The sequence below is a fragment of the Brenneria izbisi genome (genome assembly GCF_025840185.1).
GTDB classification, from domain to species: domain Bacteria; phylum Pseudomonadota; class Gammaproteobacteria; order Enterobacterales; family Enterobacteriaceae; genus Brenneria; species Brenneria izbisi.
The window spans coordinates 1-15,960 of sequence record NZ_JAMPJU010000006.1 but is presented as its reverse complement, the minus strand read 5'-3'; the positions used below and the strand labels follow the sequence as shown (position 1 = coordinate 15,960).

Sequence of the window (15,960 nt, the reverse complement as noted above, 5' to 3'; positions counted from 1 at the left end):
TCGTTCCGGCCAGCGTGGAAGCATGAAGATCCATCGCAACCACAAGGTGTGCGAATAATAATGAAAATGGAGAGTTGAATGACAATGAGCACACCTATGTTGGTGACGTTTCTGGTGTATATCTTCGGGATGGTACTTATCGGCCTGTTCGCCTATCGCGCCACCCATAACTTTGGCGATTACATTCTGGGCGGACGCAAAATGGGCAGCGTGGTCACCGCGCTCTCCGCCGGCGCTTCCGACATGAGCGGCTGGCTGCTGATGGGGTTGCCGGGCGCCATCTTTATTTCCGGTATCTCTGAAAGTTGGATCGCCATCGGCCTGACGATCGGGGCCTACCTTAACTGGAAATGGGTCGCCGGTCGTTTACGCGTTCATACCGAAGTCAACCATAACGCGCTGACGCTGCCGGATTACTTTACTCATCGTTTTGAGGATACCAGTAAATTACTGCGCGTGATTTCAGCGGTAATTATCCTGATCTTTTTCACTATTTACTGTGCATCCGGCGTGGTGGCCGGCGCTCGCCTGTTTGAAAGCACCTTTGATATGAGCTATGGCGCAGCATTGTGGGCTGGCGCCGCCGCAACTATCGCCTATACGTTTATCGGCGGGTTTCTGGCGGTAAGCTGGACGGATACCGTTCAGGCCAGTCTGATGATTTTCGCGCTGATCCTGACGCCGGTAATGGTGATCCTGTCGCTGGGCGGCATTGATACCTCGCTGATGGTAATCGAAGCGAAAAACCCGGCCAATCTGGATATGTTTAAAGGTTTGAATTTCGTCGCCATCATTTCCCTGATGGGCTGGGGACTCGGTTACTTCGGGCAACCACATATTCTGGCGCGCTTTATGGCGGCGGATTCGCACCATACCATTCGCAGCGCGCGTCGCATCAGTATGACCTGGATGATCCTGTGTCTGGCGGGAGCGGTGACCGTCGGCTTCTTCGGCATTGCCTACTTTAGCAACCACCCGGAACAAGCGGGTAATGTTGCGCAAAACAGTGAGCGCGTGTTTATTGAACTGTCCATGCTGCTGTTCAACCCGTGGATTGCCGGCGTGCTGTTGTCGGCGATCCTGGCGGCGGTCATGAGTACCTTAAGCTGCCAGCTTCTGGTCTGTTCCAGCGCGATCACCGAAGATTTATACCGTCCTTTTTTCCGTAAAAAAGCCACGCAAAGAGAGTTGGTGTGGGTAGGACGAGCGATGGTGCTGCTGGTGGCGGCAATCGCCATTATCCTGTCGGCAAACCCGGAGAACCGCGTACTGGGGCTGGTCAGCTATGCCTGGGCTGGTTTCGGCGCCGCTTTCGGGCCGGTGATCCTGATTTCTCTGCTGTGGCCGCGAATGACCCGCAACGGCGCTCTGCTTGGGATGATTGTCGGCGCGGCGACCGTACTGATTTGGAAACAGTATAACTGGCTGGGACTGTATGAAATCATCCCCGGCTTCCTGTTCAGTTGCCTGACCATCTTTATCGTCAGTCTGATGGGCCGTCCGCCGTCTCAGACGATTACCGAGCGTTTTCATAAAGCGGAAACGGAATTCAGGTCGGTATAACCCGTAAGAAAAGGCACAGCATGAAGCTGTGCCTTGTTTAGCATTATAACCGCAGCATTAATCCGCAACGGCGATACGTTTCATATCCGTCATATAGCCACGCAGTTTGCGACCAACGGTTTCGATCGGGTGATTCCGGATCGCTTCATTGACGTCACGCAGTTGCGCATTGTCTACTTCGGTCGCGGCGACCGTTTTACCCAGATCACCCGGTTGCAGTGAAGCCATGAACTTTTCTTTCAACAACGGCACGGCAGCATTGGCAAACAGATAGTTACCGTATTCCGCGGTATCGGAGATAACCACGTTCATTTCATACAGACGCTTACGCGCGATGGTATTCGCAATCAGCGGCAGTTCATGCAGTGATTCATAGTAAGCGGATTCTTCAATGATGCCCGCGCTCACCATAGTCTCAAACGCCAGTTCAACACCGGCTTTCACCATCGCCACCAACAGCACACCGTGGTCAAAGTATTCCTGCTCGGAAATTTTTCCGTCAAACTGCGGCGCGTTTTCAAACGCTGTTTTGCCGGTTTCTTCACGCCAGGTCAGCAACTTAACATCATCGTTCGCCCAGTCTGCCATCATACCGCTGGAGAATTCGCCAGAGATGATGTCATCCATGTGTTTCTGGAACAGCGGCGCCATAATCTCTTTCAGTTGCTCAGACAACGCATAGGCGCGCAGTTTCGCCGGGTTGGACAGCCTGTCCATCATCAGCGTGATGCCGCCTTGTTTCAGCGCTTCAGTAATGGTTTCCCAACCGAACTGAATCAGTTTTTCCGCATAAGCCGCGTCGACGCCTTCCGCCACCAGTTTGTCGAAGCTCAGCAGCGAACCGGCCTGCAACATGCCGCACAGGATCGTTTGTTCGCCCATCAGGTCGGACTTTACTTCCGCAACGAAAGAAGATTGCAGTACGCCAGCACGGTGACCGCCAGTCGCGGCGGCCCAGGCTTTGGCAATCGCCATGCCTTCGCCCTGCGGATCGTTTTCCGGGTGAACCGCGATAAGCGTCGGTACGCCAAAACCACGTTTGTATTCTTCACGGACTTCCGTACCGGGGCACTTCGGCGCCACCATCACTACCGTGATGTCTTTACGGATCTGCTCGCCCACTTCAACAATGTTGAAACCGTGCGAGTAGCCCAGCGCCGCGCCTTGCTTCATCAGCGGTTGAACCGCCTGAACCACGGCTGAGTGCTGTTTGTCCGGCGTCAGGTTAACCACCAGATCGGCTTGCGGGATCAGTGCTTCGTAAGTGCCGACGGTAAAACCGTTTTCCGTGGCTTTGCGCCATGAAGCGCGTTTTTCGGCGATCGCCTCCTGACGCAGCGCATAAGCGATATCCAAACCGGAATCACGCATGTTCAAGCCCTGGTTCAAGCCCTGCGCGCCACAGCCGACAATCACCACTTTTTTACCCTTCAGGTAGTTCGCTTCATCGGCGAATTCATCACGTCCCATAAAACGACACTTGCCCAGTTGCGCCAACTGCTGGCGCAGGTTCAATGTGTTGAAATAGTTAGCCATGTCATGCTCCGTATCCGGTTTTGTTTGTCTGTTATTCGAAAAAGGCTCCCGCCGCAGCGAAAACCATTATGGCTTTCATCATATGACAGGAAATGCGTTGCTTAAATTGATATATTAACAACGTCATATTGCAAGATCTGCAAGATAAAAACGAGGCTCGCATCGCATGGATTTACGTGATCTCAAATTATTTCTGCATTTGGCGGAAAGCCGACATTTTGGTCGTACCGCCAAGGCGATGCACATCAGTCCTTCTACGCTGTCGCGGCAAATTCAACGGCTGGAAGAAGACGTGGGGCAAACCTTGTTCCAGCGCGATAACCGCACCGTGCAACTCACCGATGCCGGGGAACACCTGAAACTGTTCGCCCAGCAAACGCTGTTGCAATATCAGCAACTCAGGCATGTCCTCAACCAACGCGGGCCGTCGCTGAGCGGCGAGTTGCGCATTTTCTGTTCGGTGACCGCCGCTTACAGTCATTTGCCCCCCATTCTTGATCGCTTCCGTGCGGAGCATCCGCTGGTGGAGATCAAACTGACCACCGGTGATGCCGCCGACGCGGTTGAGAAAGTCCAGTCGAACGAGGCTGACCTGGGAATAGCCGGAAACCCGGAAACCTTACCCGCCAGCGTGGAGTTTATGCCGATCGGTAAAATTCCGCTGGCGCTGATTATCCCCGCGCTACCGTGTCCGGTTCAGGCGCAGGTTAAAGTCCCCCACCCTGACTGGGCGCAAATTCCGTTTATTCTGCCGGAACACGGCCCGGTGCGTAAGCGTATCGACCTATGGTTCCGTCGCCACCACATCAATAATCCGCAAATTTATGCCACCGTGTCCGGCCATGAAGCGATGGTGTCGATGGTCGCGCTGGGCTGCGGCATTGCGCTCATCCCGGATGTGGTGCTGGAAAACAGCCCGGAACCGGTGCGCAACCGCGTCTCCATTTTTGCCGAACAAGCCATGGAGCCGCTTGAACTGGGCGTCTGCGTACAGAAAAAACGGCTCAGCGAACCGTTAATCTCAGCTTTCTGGCAAACCTTGCCGGACAAACCATGAAACAGGGTTCACCAACACGTCCGATTCTCTAGCGTTCAAACCACTTGTCGGTAGGAAAGGCGCGCGAACCTGGCGCTTCAGATTCCTGCGCGGTTCTCTTCATGGTTTCGATGTTCATCAGGTAGTGATAGAGCGGCTCAAGCCGGCTAAATCCTTGCGCCAGCGTGGTGACCAGCTGACCGGAAAACAACGCTTCCATATCGTACCGGGTACAAATCGCGGCAAAGGATTTACGGTTATACCAATCGGCCAGTGCCGGCGGCTGCTCTTTAATCAGCGGTCGCTTGTAACTTTCACCTTCCAGCGTGAAGGTATTCCCCAGACAACCAGCCACCGCCAGAAACTGTGCGGGGTTACCGCGCAACGTCTGACGGAACAAATCCATGGTCGTGCGCGTCGCGCTGTAATATCCCAGCCCGTAACGCCAGCTATCCGGCGATATCTCAAAGAAATAGACCGGCGCGTCCGTCCAGTCTTTACGAGTACGCTTGAAGGTCAGCCACATCTGGCTGCGGTAACGTGATTTATCGTGGGAAAACCGAGTGTCGCGATGGATGCGCGACAATGTCTTGCCGATGGCCGGACGGGTTTCGAAATGATCGTCAATCTGCAACATGGTCAGACTCAGTTCATCCACCAGCGCCCGAAAAGGCGCGATCAACTGTTCATCGTAAATAGCGCGATGAGTTTCGAACCAGTCTTTATCATTGTGCTGACGCACCTGTTGCAGGAATGTCAGCCCTTGCTGAGAAAATCCAGTGAAATGTGAAGCCATCGTTGTCTGTCATCCATGCTGTATCTGATGGCATAAAGATAACGCTCCCGACAGTGAAACACCACCGGGAGCGCGATTCCTCCTTAACCCGCCAGAAAGAAACGGAAAGACGGATTATCGGTTTCATCATGACACTCATAACCCAGCGCCTGGAGATGATGCTCAAACTCAGGATCTCGCACGTCCAGTTCAAACGCCGCCAATACGCGACCAAAATCCGTACCGTGGCTACGATAATGAAAAAGCGAGATATTCCAGTGCGTGCCCAGCGTATGCAGGAATTTCAGCAAGGCGCCCGGCGATTCGGGAAACTCAAAGCTATAGAGCCGTTCCCGCAACGGTTTTGAAGGCCGCCCGCCGACCATGTAGCGAACATGCAGCTTCGCCATTTCATCATCAGACAGGTCCACCACTTCATAACCGCCCGCCGACAACTCGGCGATGATTTCTTCACGCTCGGCATAGCCACGTGTCAGACGCACGCCGGCAAAAATGCAGGCATCGTTGGCATTGGCATAACGGTAGTTGAATTCGGTCACGGAACGACCGCCCAGCAGTTGGCAGAATTTCAGAAAACTGCCTTTCTTTTCTGGAATGGTGACCGCCAGCAACGCTTCTCGCTGTTCGCCCAGTTCACAGCGTTCGGAAACGTAACGCAGGCCGTGGAAGTTGACGTTAGCGCCTGACAGCACGTGCGCCAGACGTTCGCCCTGGATCTGGTGCTGCTGAATGTATTTCTTCATTCCCGCCAGCGCCAGCGCCCCGGATGGTTCCGCAATCGCCCGCACGTCTTCAAACAGATCTTTGACCGCCGCGCAAATCGCATCGCTATCCACCGTGATCACATCATCCAGGTATTCACGGCACACGCGGAAGGTTTCATCACCGATACGTTTCACCGCAACACCTTCGGCAAACAAACCCACGCGCGGGAGATCGACAGGATGTCCGGCATCCAACGCCGCCCGCAGACAGGCGGAATCCTCGGCTTCCACGCCGATGACCTGAATCTGCGGCATCAACTGTTTGATCAACACCGCCACGCCCGCGGCCAGTCCACCGCCGCCAACCGGTACAAACACCCGGTCCAGATGCGCGTCCTGCTGCAACAGCTCCATCGCCAATGTACCTTGTCCGGCAATTACCGCCGGATGATCGAACGGCGGCAGGAAAGTCATATGCTGCTGTTGCGACAACGCTATCGCTTTGGCTTTCGCCTCGTCAAAGTTGGCACCATACAGCAACACTTCACCGCCGAAGCCCCGCACCGCGTCAACCTTGATATCGGCTGTCGCCACCGGCATCACGATTAATGATTTAATGCCAAGTTTACTGGAAGAGAGCGCCACGCCTTGCGCATGGTTACCTGCCGATGCCGTCACCACGCCATGCGATTTCTGCTCATCGCTCAGCCCCGCCATCATCGCGTAAGCACCGCGCAGCTTGAAACTGTGCACCGCATGTCTGTCTTCACGTTTTACCAGAATGACATTACCCAACCGCGAAGACAGTTTGTCCATTTTCTCCAGCGGCGTGACCTGAGTAATTTCATAAACCGGCGAGCGCAGGATCGCCCGCAAATATTCCGCGCCACCGGGCGCGGCAGGAAGTGGTTGTGACACTGCCATCAGAATCAGCCTCCCAGCTTACTCTTATCGCGAACAGCCCCTTTATCGGCGCTGGTCGCCAGACTCGCGTAGGCGCGCAGGGCAAAAGAAACCTGACGGTCACGATGATGCGGCGTCCAGGCCGCCTCGCCCCGTGCTTCCTCCGCTTCGCGGCGGCGGGCCAACTCACTGTCGGCTACGTCCAGTACGATGCTGCGCTGCGGAATATCGATGGCAATCATGTCGCCGTCCTGTACCAGACCAATGGTGCCGCCGCTGGCCGCTTCCGGCGAAGCATGACCGATGGATAGACCGGAAGTTCCGCCGGAAAAGCGGCCATCCGTAATCAGTGCGCACTGCTTGCCTAACCCCATTGATTTCAGGAAGCTGGTCGGATACAGCATTTCCTGCATGCCCGGCCCCCCTTTCGGCCCTTCGTAACGGATCACCACCACATCGCCCGCCACTACCTTGCCGCCCAGGATCGCTTCCACGGCATCATCCTGACTTTCATAAACTTTAGCCGGGCCACGGAATACCAGGCTGCCTTCATCCACCCCCGCCGTCTTCACGATACAGCCATTTTCCGCCAGATTGCCGTACAACACCGCCAGCCCGCCGTCCTGACTGTAGGCAAATTCGCGGGAACGAATGCACCCTTGCTGACGATCGGTATCCAGCGAATCCCAACGGCAATCCTGCGAAAATGCTTTGGTGGTGCGGATACCCGCCGGACCTGCGGAATACATGCTTCTCACGCTCTCATCCTGCGTCAACATCACGTCATAGGCTTCCAGCGTTTGCGGCAGCGTTTTGCCCAGCACGTTATTCACATCCCGGTTCAGCAAGCCCGCTCTGTCCAGTTCGCCCAGAATACCGATGACGCCCCCCGCACGATGCACGTCTTCCATATGATATTTCTGCGTGCTCGGCGCGACCTTACACAAGTGCGGCACTTGCCGGGACAGACGATCGATATCGGTCATGGTGAAATCGACTTCGCCTTCCTGCGCCGCCGCCAGCAGATGCAGCACGGTATTGGTGGAACCGCCCATGGCGATATCCAGCGTCATGGCGTTTTCAAACGCCGCTTTGTTGGCGATATTGCGCGGCAGCACGCTTTCATCATCCTGCTCGTAATAGCGTTTCGCCAGACCGACAATTCGTTTGCCCGCATTCAGGAACAATTCCTTACGATCGGCATGCGTCGCCAGCAGCGAACCATTCCCCGGCTGAGACAGCCCCAACGCTTCGGTCAGACAGTTCATGGAGTTGGCGGTGAACATCCCGGAACAGGAACCGCAAGTCGGGCAGGCGGAGCGCTCAATCTGATCGCTGTCGGCGTCGCTGACATTCGGATTGGCGCCCTGGATCATGGCATCCACCAAATCCAGCTTAATGATCTGATTGGATAATTTGGTTTTTCCGGCTTCCATTGGCCCACCGGAAACAAAAATCACCGGAATGTTCAGGCGCAGCGATGCCATCAACATGCCGGGCGTGATTTTATCGCAGTTGGAAATACACACCATCGCATCGGCACAGTGCGCATTAACCATATATTCCACCGAGTCGGCGATCAATTCACGGGAAGGCAGAGAATAGAGCATGCCGCCATGCCCCATGGCGATACCATCATCAACCGCTATCGTATTGAATTCTTTAGCGACACCGCCGGAGGCCTCGATTTGCTCGGCGACCAGTTTCCCTAGATCGCGTAAATGCACATGGCCGGGAACAAACTGGGTGAAGGAGTTAACCACCGCGATGATGGGTTTGCCAAAATCGTCGTCGGTCATCCCGGTGGCGCGCCACAAGGCTCTGGCGCCCGCCATATTACGGCCATGCGTGGTGGTGGCTGAACGGTACTTAGGCATGCTCTTATTACTCCAATAATAACGTAATGGACGATGGTGAAATGAACCACCGCCTGATCTTATGTCTATTAATTAACAATCTATTAACGATTTACCGGATCCAGCCAGCCCCATTTATCTTCCGTCTCACCGGTGAACAGGCCAAAGAACGCCTGCTGCAATTTTTTCGTCACCGGCCCACATTTGCCGATCCCCACCTGAATACCGTCCACACTGCGCACTGGCGTGATTTCCGCCGCCGTACCGGACATAAACACTTCGTCGGCCAGATACAGCGACTCGCGAGACAGCACCTGTTCACGGATTTCGAAGCCCAAATCTTTCGCCAGTTTGATGATGGCGTCGCGCGTAATACCGGGCAACGCGGACGAGGTAAAGGGTGGCGTGAAAAGAATGCCGTCTTTCACTTCAAACAGGTTTTCACCCGCGCCTTCCGACACATAGCCGTGTACATCCAGCGCAATCCCTTCCTGATAGCCATGACGACGAGCTTCACTTCCCACCAATAACGAAGAAAGATAATTACCGCCCGCTTTCGCCGCAGTAGGGATGGTATTCGCCGCCACACGGTGCCAGGAGGAAACCATGGCGTCAATGCCCTGATCCAGCGCTTCTTCACCCAGATAGGCGCCCCACGGAAATGCCGCGATAATGACGTCGGTTTTATAGCCGTCTGGCGGGTTGACGCCCATGCCAACATCGCCGACAAATACCAACGGACGAATATAGGCGCTGGTCAGATTATTCTTGCGCAGCGTTTCCCGGCAGGCTTCCATCAGTTCGTCAACGCTTTGCTGTACCGGCATACGGTAGATTTTTGCCGAATCATGCAGACGCTGCATATGTTCGCGATGGCGGAACACCACCGGCCCCTGATGCGAACTATAGCAACGAACCCCTTCAAACACCGAGGTGCCATAATGCAATGCGTGCGACATGACGTGTACTTTCGCTTCCGCCCACGGCACCATTTCCCCGTTAAACCAAATGTAATCAGCTTTCTTGGTCATTCTTTATTTTCCCTTCACTTGTACGTTAAGCACTGATCTGTTGCGTCGCTGTCATCGGCTGAATATCGATATTAGAGATATCCAACAATTTACTTAATTGAGCCGACAATAGATCCACCGGACGGTGGCTGGCAACGGTCAGTTCAATATTAATCTGCTCATTATTCGTCGTATGCACCATATTCATGGCGCATACTTTAAAACCGCGGTGGCGGGTAACGCGTAATACACGCTCCAGAACTTCGGGACGGAAGCGCGCCTGAATGGAAAGTTGATGATGTGTCATTCTGTTTTCTCCAACACTTATCCTATTGTGGCCAGCCATTACTCGGTTTTATCCAACATGGTTTCATTACCAGCGCCGGGGGGAACGAGAGGCCAGACATTTTCATATTCATCGATGGAGACATGCAGTAAATATGGCCCTTCGCTGTTAAACAGGGCATCCAATGCTGCATCAATCTGGTCTTTACGCGTGATACGTTGGCCGGGGATAGCAAAAGCACTTGCCAACGTCAGAAAATCAGGGTTATCGGAGAGGTTCGTTTCACTGTAGCGTTCATCAAAAAACAGCTGCTGCCATTGCCTCACCATGCCTAACCGTTGGTTATCCAGCAAGACGATTTTCAGCGGCAGCCGTTTTCGCTTGATGGTGCCCAGTTCCTGAACATTCATCATAAAAGAACCGTCACCGGAGATACAAATTACCGTATCCTCCGGGCGGGCGACCTGCGCGCCAACCGCGGCAGGCACGCCAAAACCCATGGTGCCGAGGCCGCTGGACGTGATGAAATTTTCCGGGCGGCTGAATGTCATATGTTGAGCAGCCCACATCTGATGCTGACCGACATCCGTCGTCACCACGGTATCTTTATCCATACGATCGGAGATAGACTTCAGCAAGGCTGGCGCATAAATAGCCTGCCCTGGATGATCATAGCGCCAGGGGTACTCCGCCTTCATCATCGAAGCTTGCTGTTGCCAGTCAGCGATGTTCAGCGATTGTTGCAGCGCGGGCAATAACGCTTTCAGGTCGCCTTGCAACGCCACATTAGCTTGACGTAATTTACTCAGTTCAGCCGGATCGATATCCATGTGGATCACATTGGCATGGGGCGCGAAGGCGTTCAGTTTGCCAGTCACACGATCATCAAACCGCGATCCGACGGCGATCAACAGGTCGCACTGCTGCACCATCAGGTTGGCGGCTTTAGTGCCGTGCATGCCAATCATGCCAAGATAGTAAGGATGTTCGGCGTCAACAGCCCCCAACCCTTTCAGCGTCACCACGGAAGGCATATCGGTCATCGCCAGAAACTGGCGCAAGGCGGGCACCGCCTGCGCTATGCCGACACCGCCTCCAGCATATAACACGGGTTTTTTCGCCTGCGATATCATCTCACGCGCCAATGCAATTTCCTGATCCGGGAAATCAAAACCGCTGTCAACCGCCGCAACGTGCGGCGCGAAATCCCCGACAGCCAGTTGGATATCTTTTGGAATATCCACCAGAACCGGACCGGGGCGACCACTGCTGGCAATGGCGAACGCTTCGGCCATCACCTCCGGCAACGACTCCAGCGACTCAACCAGAAAACTGTGCTTAGTGCAGGCCAGAGAAAGTCCTAGTACGTCGATCTCCTGAAAAGCGTCCGTACCAATCAGCGACGAACCGACCTGACCGGTGATAGCGACAACGGGAACAGAGTCCAGCAAAGCATCGGCCAGCCCGGTGATCAGATTGGTTGCGCCGGGACCTGATGTGGCAATACACACGCCAACTTTCCCTGTTGCCCGCGCATAACCGATCGCCGCCATTGCTGCGCCTTGCTCATGGCGACACAGTAGATGTCTTACGCCACCGTCATAAAGTGCATCATAGACGGGCATTATCGCGCCCCCTGGATAACCGAATACGGTTTCCACTCCCTGCGCTCGCAACGCTTGTACCACCCACCTTGCCCCATTCATCGTTATTCCCCCAAGCTTTTGTTGGAATAACAGGATTTTACGCTACTACTCATCATCTGTTCCCTTACGTTAGACATTGCGCCCAATAAAAAACCCCCGACCTTACGGTGCGGGGGTTTTCTTGAATTCGGGCTTGATTTCTAAGCCATTCTTCGTCCAAGTGCTGCCCCGCACGGTGGGATAATAATCACCACCACGCTAATCACGACTAGGCTAATCACCAGGGATAGGGCTTTCATAAATAGGCTGTTCAGTAACCCACTGTTGAACGAATACCTACAGAGTTATCACAGTCAGTCATTAGATGACAACCATTTTTTGCATGATCAATTTTAAGCGGCAGCGTCAGAACATTAAAAAACACAGTCTAATCATAGGGTAGAGTAATTTTCGTTTATTTCCATCGGATCAGGGGAAATTATCGGGTATCCCCTCTCTTGTCATTAGAAACCGCGATACGGCTCGCACAAATGCGGTAACGCAATGAGAGAGAAAAAACTTCCTTGCTCCGCCTTCGCAAACTCATCACGACATGCTCCCGGCAAGCGGGGTGATAGCGCATTATGTCGCCATACACAAGGAGGAGAATAGATGTCACTGGCGGTTACCTACACACGGGCGATGATAGGCGTACAGGCGCCGGATGTGAACATTGAGGTACACATCAGCAGTGGATTACCGGCATTAACCCTGGTTGGTTTACCCGAAACCACCGTCAAAGAGGCTCGCGATCGCGTGCGCAGCGCGCTGATTAATTGCGGTTTTACGTTCCCCGCTAAGCGGATAACGGTAAATCTTGCGCCAGCCGATCTGCCGAAAGAAGGCGGGCGTTACGATCTCCCTATCGCTCTGGCGATTCTGGCGGCCTCAGAACAAATTGACGGCACAAGACTCAGCCGGTATGAGTTTCTTGGCGAGTTAGGCCTTTCAGGTACTTTACGTGGCGTAAACGGCGCAATCCCAGCGGCGCTGGCTGCCATAAAATCCGGTCGCCAACTGATCTTGCCTGAAGACAATAAGCAGGAAATGGCGCTTATCCCTCAGGGAGACGTGCTGATGGCCGAACATCTGTTGCAGGTTTGTGCTTTCTTGCAGAGTGAGGAAGCATTACTCAGTAGCCGTGATGTTCTTCTGCAAACCGTGACCGATGATGACGCGCCTGATCTAAAAGATATTATTGGTCAGGAGCAGGCAAAACGGGCACTGGAGATCACTGCCGCTGGCGGCCATAATCTGTTGCTGCTCGGTCCGCCCGGTACAGGGAAAACCATGCTGGCCAGCCGACTTGGTGACCTGATGCCGCCATTGAGCGATGAAGAAGCGCTGGAAAGCGCAGCAATAAACTGTTTGATCAATATCGATGCGATCATGAAACACTGGCGTGTACGACCATTCAGAGCCCCGCATCATAGCGCCTCCATGACGGCGCTTGTCGGCGGAGGATCGCTGCCCAAACCAGGGGAGATTTCCCTCGCACATAATGGCGTTTTGTTTCTGGATGAACTTCCAGAGTTCGAAAGACGGGTTTTAGACGCACTGCGAGAGCCGCTGGAATCGGGTGAGATCGTTATTTCCCGGACTCGCGCCAAAGTTCGTTATCCCGCACGTGTTCAACTTGTTGCCGCCATGAACCCAAGTCCTTCGGGTCATTATCAGGGGATACATAACCGCCTTCCAGCGCAGCAAATTCTGCGTTATCTCAGCAAACTGTCCGGCCCGTTTCTGGATCGCTTTGATATCTCTATTGAAGTGCCATTATTGCCGCCTGGTGTCCTACGCCAGCAAAGCGCTCACGGGGAAAGCAGCGCCACCGTCAGGGCACGCGTGCTGGCAGCAAGACAGCGGCAAATCCACCGTGCCAATAAAATCAATGCGCTACTGAAGCCGAATGAAATCGAGAAATACTGCCAGTTAAAATCGGAAGATGCTGGTTATCTGGAAGAGGTGATGAGCAAGCTGGGATTATCAGTACGCGCCTGGCACAGAATATTAAAAGTTGCCCGCACCATTGCCGATCTCGCCGATCAATCTGAGATTCAGAAAAATCACCTTGCTGAAGCACTCAGTTATCGATGTATGGATCGCCTGTTAATACAACTACACAAAAGCCTTGGATGAGAATAACTGCTCGGTTTCCAGGAAAGATGCACATGAAGCGATTAACGTTTGAAGATTAGGAATAAATAATGTCAGGCGTATTTTTAGCATTGCGCAGCTACCGCCCAGAAAGTGATGGACAAGGATGCTCATCGTAAAAAATAGGGCTTTCGCCCCATTTTATTACTAATCATCACTTTCGGTGTATTCTTCAACCGCGTCCATTTGCGGCTTACCACCGGACAACGTGTGGAAACGCTTGGGACGACGGATACGATCCAGATATTTGGACCATATTTTTTCCATGTCTGTTTCAGCCTTACGCTCGCCACGACACATCGCCACAAACTGAACTTCTTCTTCGGTAACCGGTTCACGTTTACCCAGATCAAGTTCGTTAAAGGCATAACCATGGCGTTCCAACAGTTGTGCTTCTTTAATAGTAAAGTCGCCGTGCCGGGAAAAACCACGTGGATAAAACTTGTTATCAAAAAAACGATTATTTGTAGAAAAGCTTTCCGCCATCTTACACGCTCCTAATTCTTCTATGGTCGTGTTGTTTATGGCGCGGAGTATTAGATAGGCTTGACATTGTGTAAAACAAAACATTTAAATCATTACGACAAATTTTTTTGGAGATAGGCGTGGATACCGAATTACTAAAAACCTTTCTGGAAGTCAGCAGGACCCGACACTTTGGCCGCGCCGCAGAATCGCTTTATCTGACACAGTCGGCGGTAAGTTTCCGTATTCGTCAGTTAGAGACCCAGCTTGGTGCAAATTTATTTACCCGTCACCGAAATAATATCCGCTTAACGCCAGCAGGAGAGCGGCTGTTACCCTATGCGGAAAGCTTGATAGGCACCTGGCAAATCGCCAAAAAAGAGGTCGCACGTTCACAACAGCATAGCCTGCTCTCCGTCGGCGCCACCGCCTCACTGTGGGAGGCTTATCTTACGCCGTGGTTACAGTCGCTCTATCAGAAACGGCCTTTGCTACAGTTGGAAGCACGTATCGCACTGCGTCACTCATTGGTAAAGCAACTGCATGAACGTCAGTTGGATCTGTTGATCACGACAGAACAGCCGAAAATGGAAGAATTGGCAAGCCAACTTTTAGGCAACTTTTCACTCTCGCTTTTCACCTCCGAAGAAAACGAGAATAATCAGGATCTGCCTTACATCAAGCTGGAATGGGGGGCTGATTTTCATCAGCAAGAAAGTCGGCTATTACTCAGTGATCAACTTCCCGTGCTCACCACCACGTCCGCACATCTTACTCGCCAGCTACTGGTGACCACTGGCGGCTGCGCCTTCCTGCCCAGCCATTGGCTACAGATTTATCCTCATCTGAAAGCATTAAACGACACGCCGCCCGTAGTACGGCCATTTTATGCCGTCTGGCTACAAAACAGTGATCAACAGGCGCTAATTCGTCAACTACTCAAAACACCGATTGCTATATCGACGTAGCAATACACACTGCTTAAGCACGTCTGAGCTAATCAGAACGTGCTTAATGTTTTTTATAAACCTCTCAAAGCGAACAGCAGTAATCCGATAACGATTAATATTTTTTTAATCAACGATAGATAACCGGGGTAGATCACGACCCATAAATAAATTTGCTGCAACAGATAAGTTAAGCAATAGATTTTCTTGCTGATATACCGCATCAACATCTAATAATTGCGAATGTACTATATTAGTTGAGTTAATCAGTATCCCTTCAAGAATAATTTCCCTACTTGAATGACTATAATCCCGGAAAGCATTTTTATCAGTGTGGATTTCTCTACAGCGTTCAGCCGAAGCAAGACCACTATCTTGCCGCTATCAAGCCTCAACAAGCTTAATACGACAGAATGATTACTCACATAAAATCATGACGAGCAGAAATGTTCACCACAGAAAATATCCGTAGCCAAGTCTTTTTTGTTTTACTGTACCCGGTAATAATACTCGTGATTCTGTTTAAATAAATTCATCCGACTTTTCTCATCCTTTTTCATTACCTGAAATGTATCAAGCGTAGGACTAGCCATATTTGGTGTTAATGCAATCGTACATTTTCTTCATGCCGTTGAATATATCAGGGTCTCTATCAATAGATGACGACTCTTATTTTTGCCTCCCTGTAAAAAGTAGTCTGAGTAGTTACCGCAATGGGTTGGTTATTTAAATATTTATGGTTAGGATAAATGTTTTTTTCTGCGATAAAGCAAAACAGTGAGGATAAAAAGTAAATATTGAAAGGGAAAACAGGGACGAAAAAAAACCCTTCATAATGAAATGAAGGGTTTTTATCTGGCAGGGGCGGAGAGACTCGAACTCCCAACACCCGGTTTTGGAGACCGGTGCTCTACCAATTGAACTACGCCCCTAAATAGGGTGGCGGAACGGACGGGACTCGAACCCGCGACCCCCTGCGTGACAGGCAGGTATTCTAACCAACTGAACTACCGCTC

Annotated in this window: 13 protein-coding genes and 1 tRNA gene; 4 read left to right on the top strand and 10 right to left on the bottom strand. The window is 52.4% G+C overall.

Annotation, left to right across the window (positions count from 1 at the left end):
• Positions 1-78 precede the first annotated feature (78 nt).
• Positions 79-1,563, top strand: coding sequence for a sodium/proline symporter PutP (gene putP, locus NC856_RS09575; RefSeq protein WP_264090216.1), 1,485 nt, complete (start codon positions 79-81; stop codon positions 1,561-1,563).
• Positions 1,564-1,620: 57 nt separating this feature from the next.
• Here putP and ilvC read toward each other — a convergent pair whose 3' ends face one another.
• Positions 1,621-3,099 carry a ketol-acid reductoisomerase gene (ilvC, locus tag NC856_RS09570; protein WP_264090215.1) on the bottom strand — a complete coding sequence of 493 codons (1,479 nt, stop codon included), beginning with the start codon at positions 3,097-3,099 and terminating at the stop codon, positions 1,621-1,623.
• 166 nt (positions 3,100-3,265) lie between these two features.
• Here ilvC and ilvY point away from each other — a divergent pair, with 166 nt between their 5' ends.
• Positions 3,266-4,156 (top strand): HTH-type transcriptional activator IlvY, encoded by an 891-nt coding sequence (ilvY, locus tag NC856_RS09565; protein WP_264090214.1) that lies wholly within the window; start codon positions 3,266-3,268, stop codon positions 4,154-4,156.
• Between the two features lie 28 nt (positions 4,157-4,184).
• Here ilvY and NC856_RS09560 read toward each other — a convergent pair whose 3' ends face one another.
• From NC856_RS09560 to ilvL, 7 genes are all read right to left on the bottom strand, one after another.
• On the bottom strand, positions 4,185-4,931 hold the full coding sequence (locus NC856_RS09560) for a DUF2461 domain-containing protein (RefSeq protein WP_264090213.1): 747 nt from the start codon (positions 4,929-4,931) through the stop codon (positions 4,185-4,187).
• Positions 4,932-5,014: 83 nt separating this feature from the next.
• Complete coding sequence (ilvA, locus tag NC856_RS09555; RefSeq protein ID WP_264090212.1) at positions 5,015-6,559, bottom strand: threonine ammonia-lyase, biosynthetic; 1,545 nt, start codon at positions 6,557-6,559, stop codon at positions 5,015-5,017.
• A gap of 5 nt (positions 6,560-6,564) precedes the next feature.
• A complete protein-coding gene (gene ilvD / locus NC856_RS09550; RefSeq protein ID WP_264090210.1) occupies positions 6,565-8,415 on the bottom strand; it encodes a dihydroxy-acid dehydratase in 1,851 nt (616 codons plus the stop codon).
• 83 nt (positions 8,416-8,498) lie between these two features.
• Positions 8,499-9,425 (bottom strand): branched-chain amino acid transaminase, encoded by a 927-nt coding sequence (locus NC856_RS09545; protein WP_264090209.1) that lies wholly within the window; start codon positions 9,423-9,425, stop codon positions 8,499-8,501.
• A 25-nt stretch (positions 9,426-9,450) separates the two neighbouring features.
• Positions 9,451-9,711, bottom strand: a complete 261-nt coding sequence (gene ilvM, locus NC856_RS09540; RefSeq protein ID WP_264090208.1) for an acetolactate synthase 2 small subunit — start codon at positions 9,709-9,711, stop codon at positions 9,451-9,453.
• Between the two features lie 38 nt (positions 9,712-9,749).
• Positions 9,750-11,396, bottom strand: coding sequence for an acetolactate synthase 2 catalytic subunit (gene ilvG / locus NC856_RS09535; protein WP_264090207.1), 1,647 nt, complete (start codon positions 11,394-11,396; stop codon positions 9,750-9,752).
• A 140-nt stretch (positions 11,397-11,536) separates the two neighbouring features.
• Positions 11,537-11,635, bottom strand: coding sequence for an ilv operon leader peptide (ilvL, locus tag NC856_RS09530; protein ID WP_071531109.1), 99 nt, complete (start codon positions 11,633-11,635; stop codon positions 11,537-11,539).
• A gap of 352 nt (positions 11,636-11,987) precedes the next feature.
• Here ilvL and NC856_RS09525 point away from each other — a divergent pair, with 352 nt between their 5' ends.
• On the top strand, positions 11,988-13,514 hold the full coding sequence (locus NC856_RS09525) for a YifB family Mg chelatase-like AAA ATPase (RefSeq protein WP_264090206.1): 1,527 nt from the start codon (positions 11,988-11,990) through the stop codon (positions 13,512-13,514).
• A 165-nt stretch (positions 13,515-13,679) separates the two neighbouring features.
• Here the strand turns inward: NC856_RS09525 and NC856_RS09520 are convergent, their stop codons facing one another.
• Positions 13,680-14,018, bottom strand: coding sequence for a DUF413 domain-containing protein (locus tag NC856_RS09520; RefSeq protein WP_264090205.1), 339 nt, complete (start codon positions 14,016-14,018; stop codon positions 13,680-13,682).
• A gap of 119 nt (positions 14,019-14,137) precedes the next feature.
• Here NC856_RS09520 and hdfR point away from each other — a divergent pair, with 119 nt between their 5' ends.
• Positions 14,138-14,965, top strand: coding sequence for an HTH-type transcriptional regulator HdfR (hdfR, locus tag NC856_RS09515; RefSeq protein ID WP_264090204.1), 828 nt, complete (start codon positions 14,138-14,140; stop codon positions 14,963-14,965).
• Positions 14,966-15,800: 835 nt separating this feature from the next.
• Here hdfR and NC856_RS09510 read toward each other — a convergent pair.
• A tRNA-Trp gene (locus NC856_RS09510) sits at positions 15,801-15,876 on the bottom strand.
• Between the last annotated feature and the right edge of the window lie 84 nt (positions 15,877-15,960).

Coding starts and splice junctions, on each gene's coding strand:
- ilvG (WP_264090207.1), bottom strand. CDS start 11,396: ATGAATGGGGCAAGGTGGGTGGTACAAGCGTTGCGAGCGCAGGGAGTG.
- ilvD (WP_264090210.1), bottom strand. CDS start 8,415: ATGCCTAAGTACCGTTCAGCCACCACCACGCATGGCCGTAATATGGCG.
- ilvY (WP_264090214.1), top strand. CDS start 3,266: ATGGATTTACGTGATCTCAAATTATTTCTGCATTTGGCGGAAAGCCGA.
- ilvL (WP_071531109.1), bottom strand. CDS start 11,635: ATGAAAGCCCTATCCCTGGTGATTAGCCTAGTCGTGATTAGCGTGGTG.
- putP (WP_264090216.1), top strand. CDS start 79: ATGACAATGAGCACACCTATGTTGGTGACGTTTCTGGTGTATATCTTC.
- ilvM (WP_264090208.1), bottom strand. CDS start 9,711: ATGACACATCATCAACTTTCCATTCAGGCGCGCTTCCGTCCCGAAGTT.
- NC856_RS09560 (WP_264090213.1), bottom strand. CDS start 4,931: ATGGCTTCACATTTCACTGGATTTTCTCAGCAAGGGCTGACATTCCTG.
- NC856_RS09520 (WP_264090205.1), bottom strand. CDS start 14,018: ATGGCGGAAAGCTTTTCTACAAATAATCGTTTTTTTGATAACAAGTTT.
- ilvA (WP_264090212.1), bottom strand. CDS start 6,559: ATGGCAGTGTCACAACCACTTCCTGCCGCGCCCGGTGGCGCGGAATAT.
- NC856_RS09545 (WP_264090209.1), bottom strand. CDS start 9,425: ATGACCAAGAAAGCTGATTACATTTGGTTTAACGGGGAAATGGTGCCG.
- NC856_RS09525 (WP_264090206.1), top strand. CDS start 11,988: ATGTCACTGGCGGTTACCTACACACGGGCGATGATAGGCGTACAGGCG.
- ilvC (WP_264090215.1), bottom strand. CDS start 3,099: ATGGCTAACTATTTCAACACATTGAACCTGCGCCAGCAGTTGGCGCAA.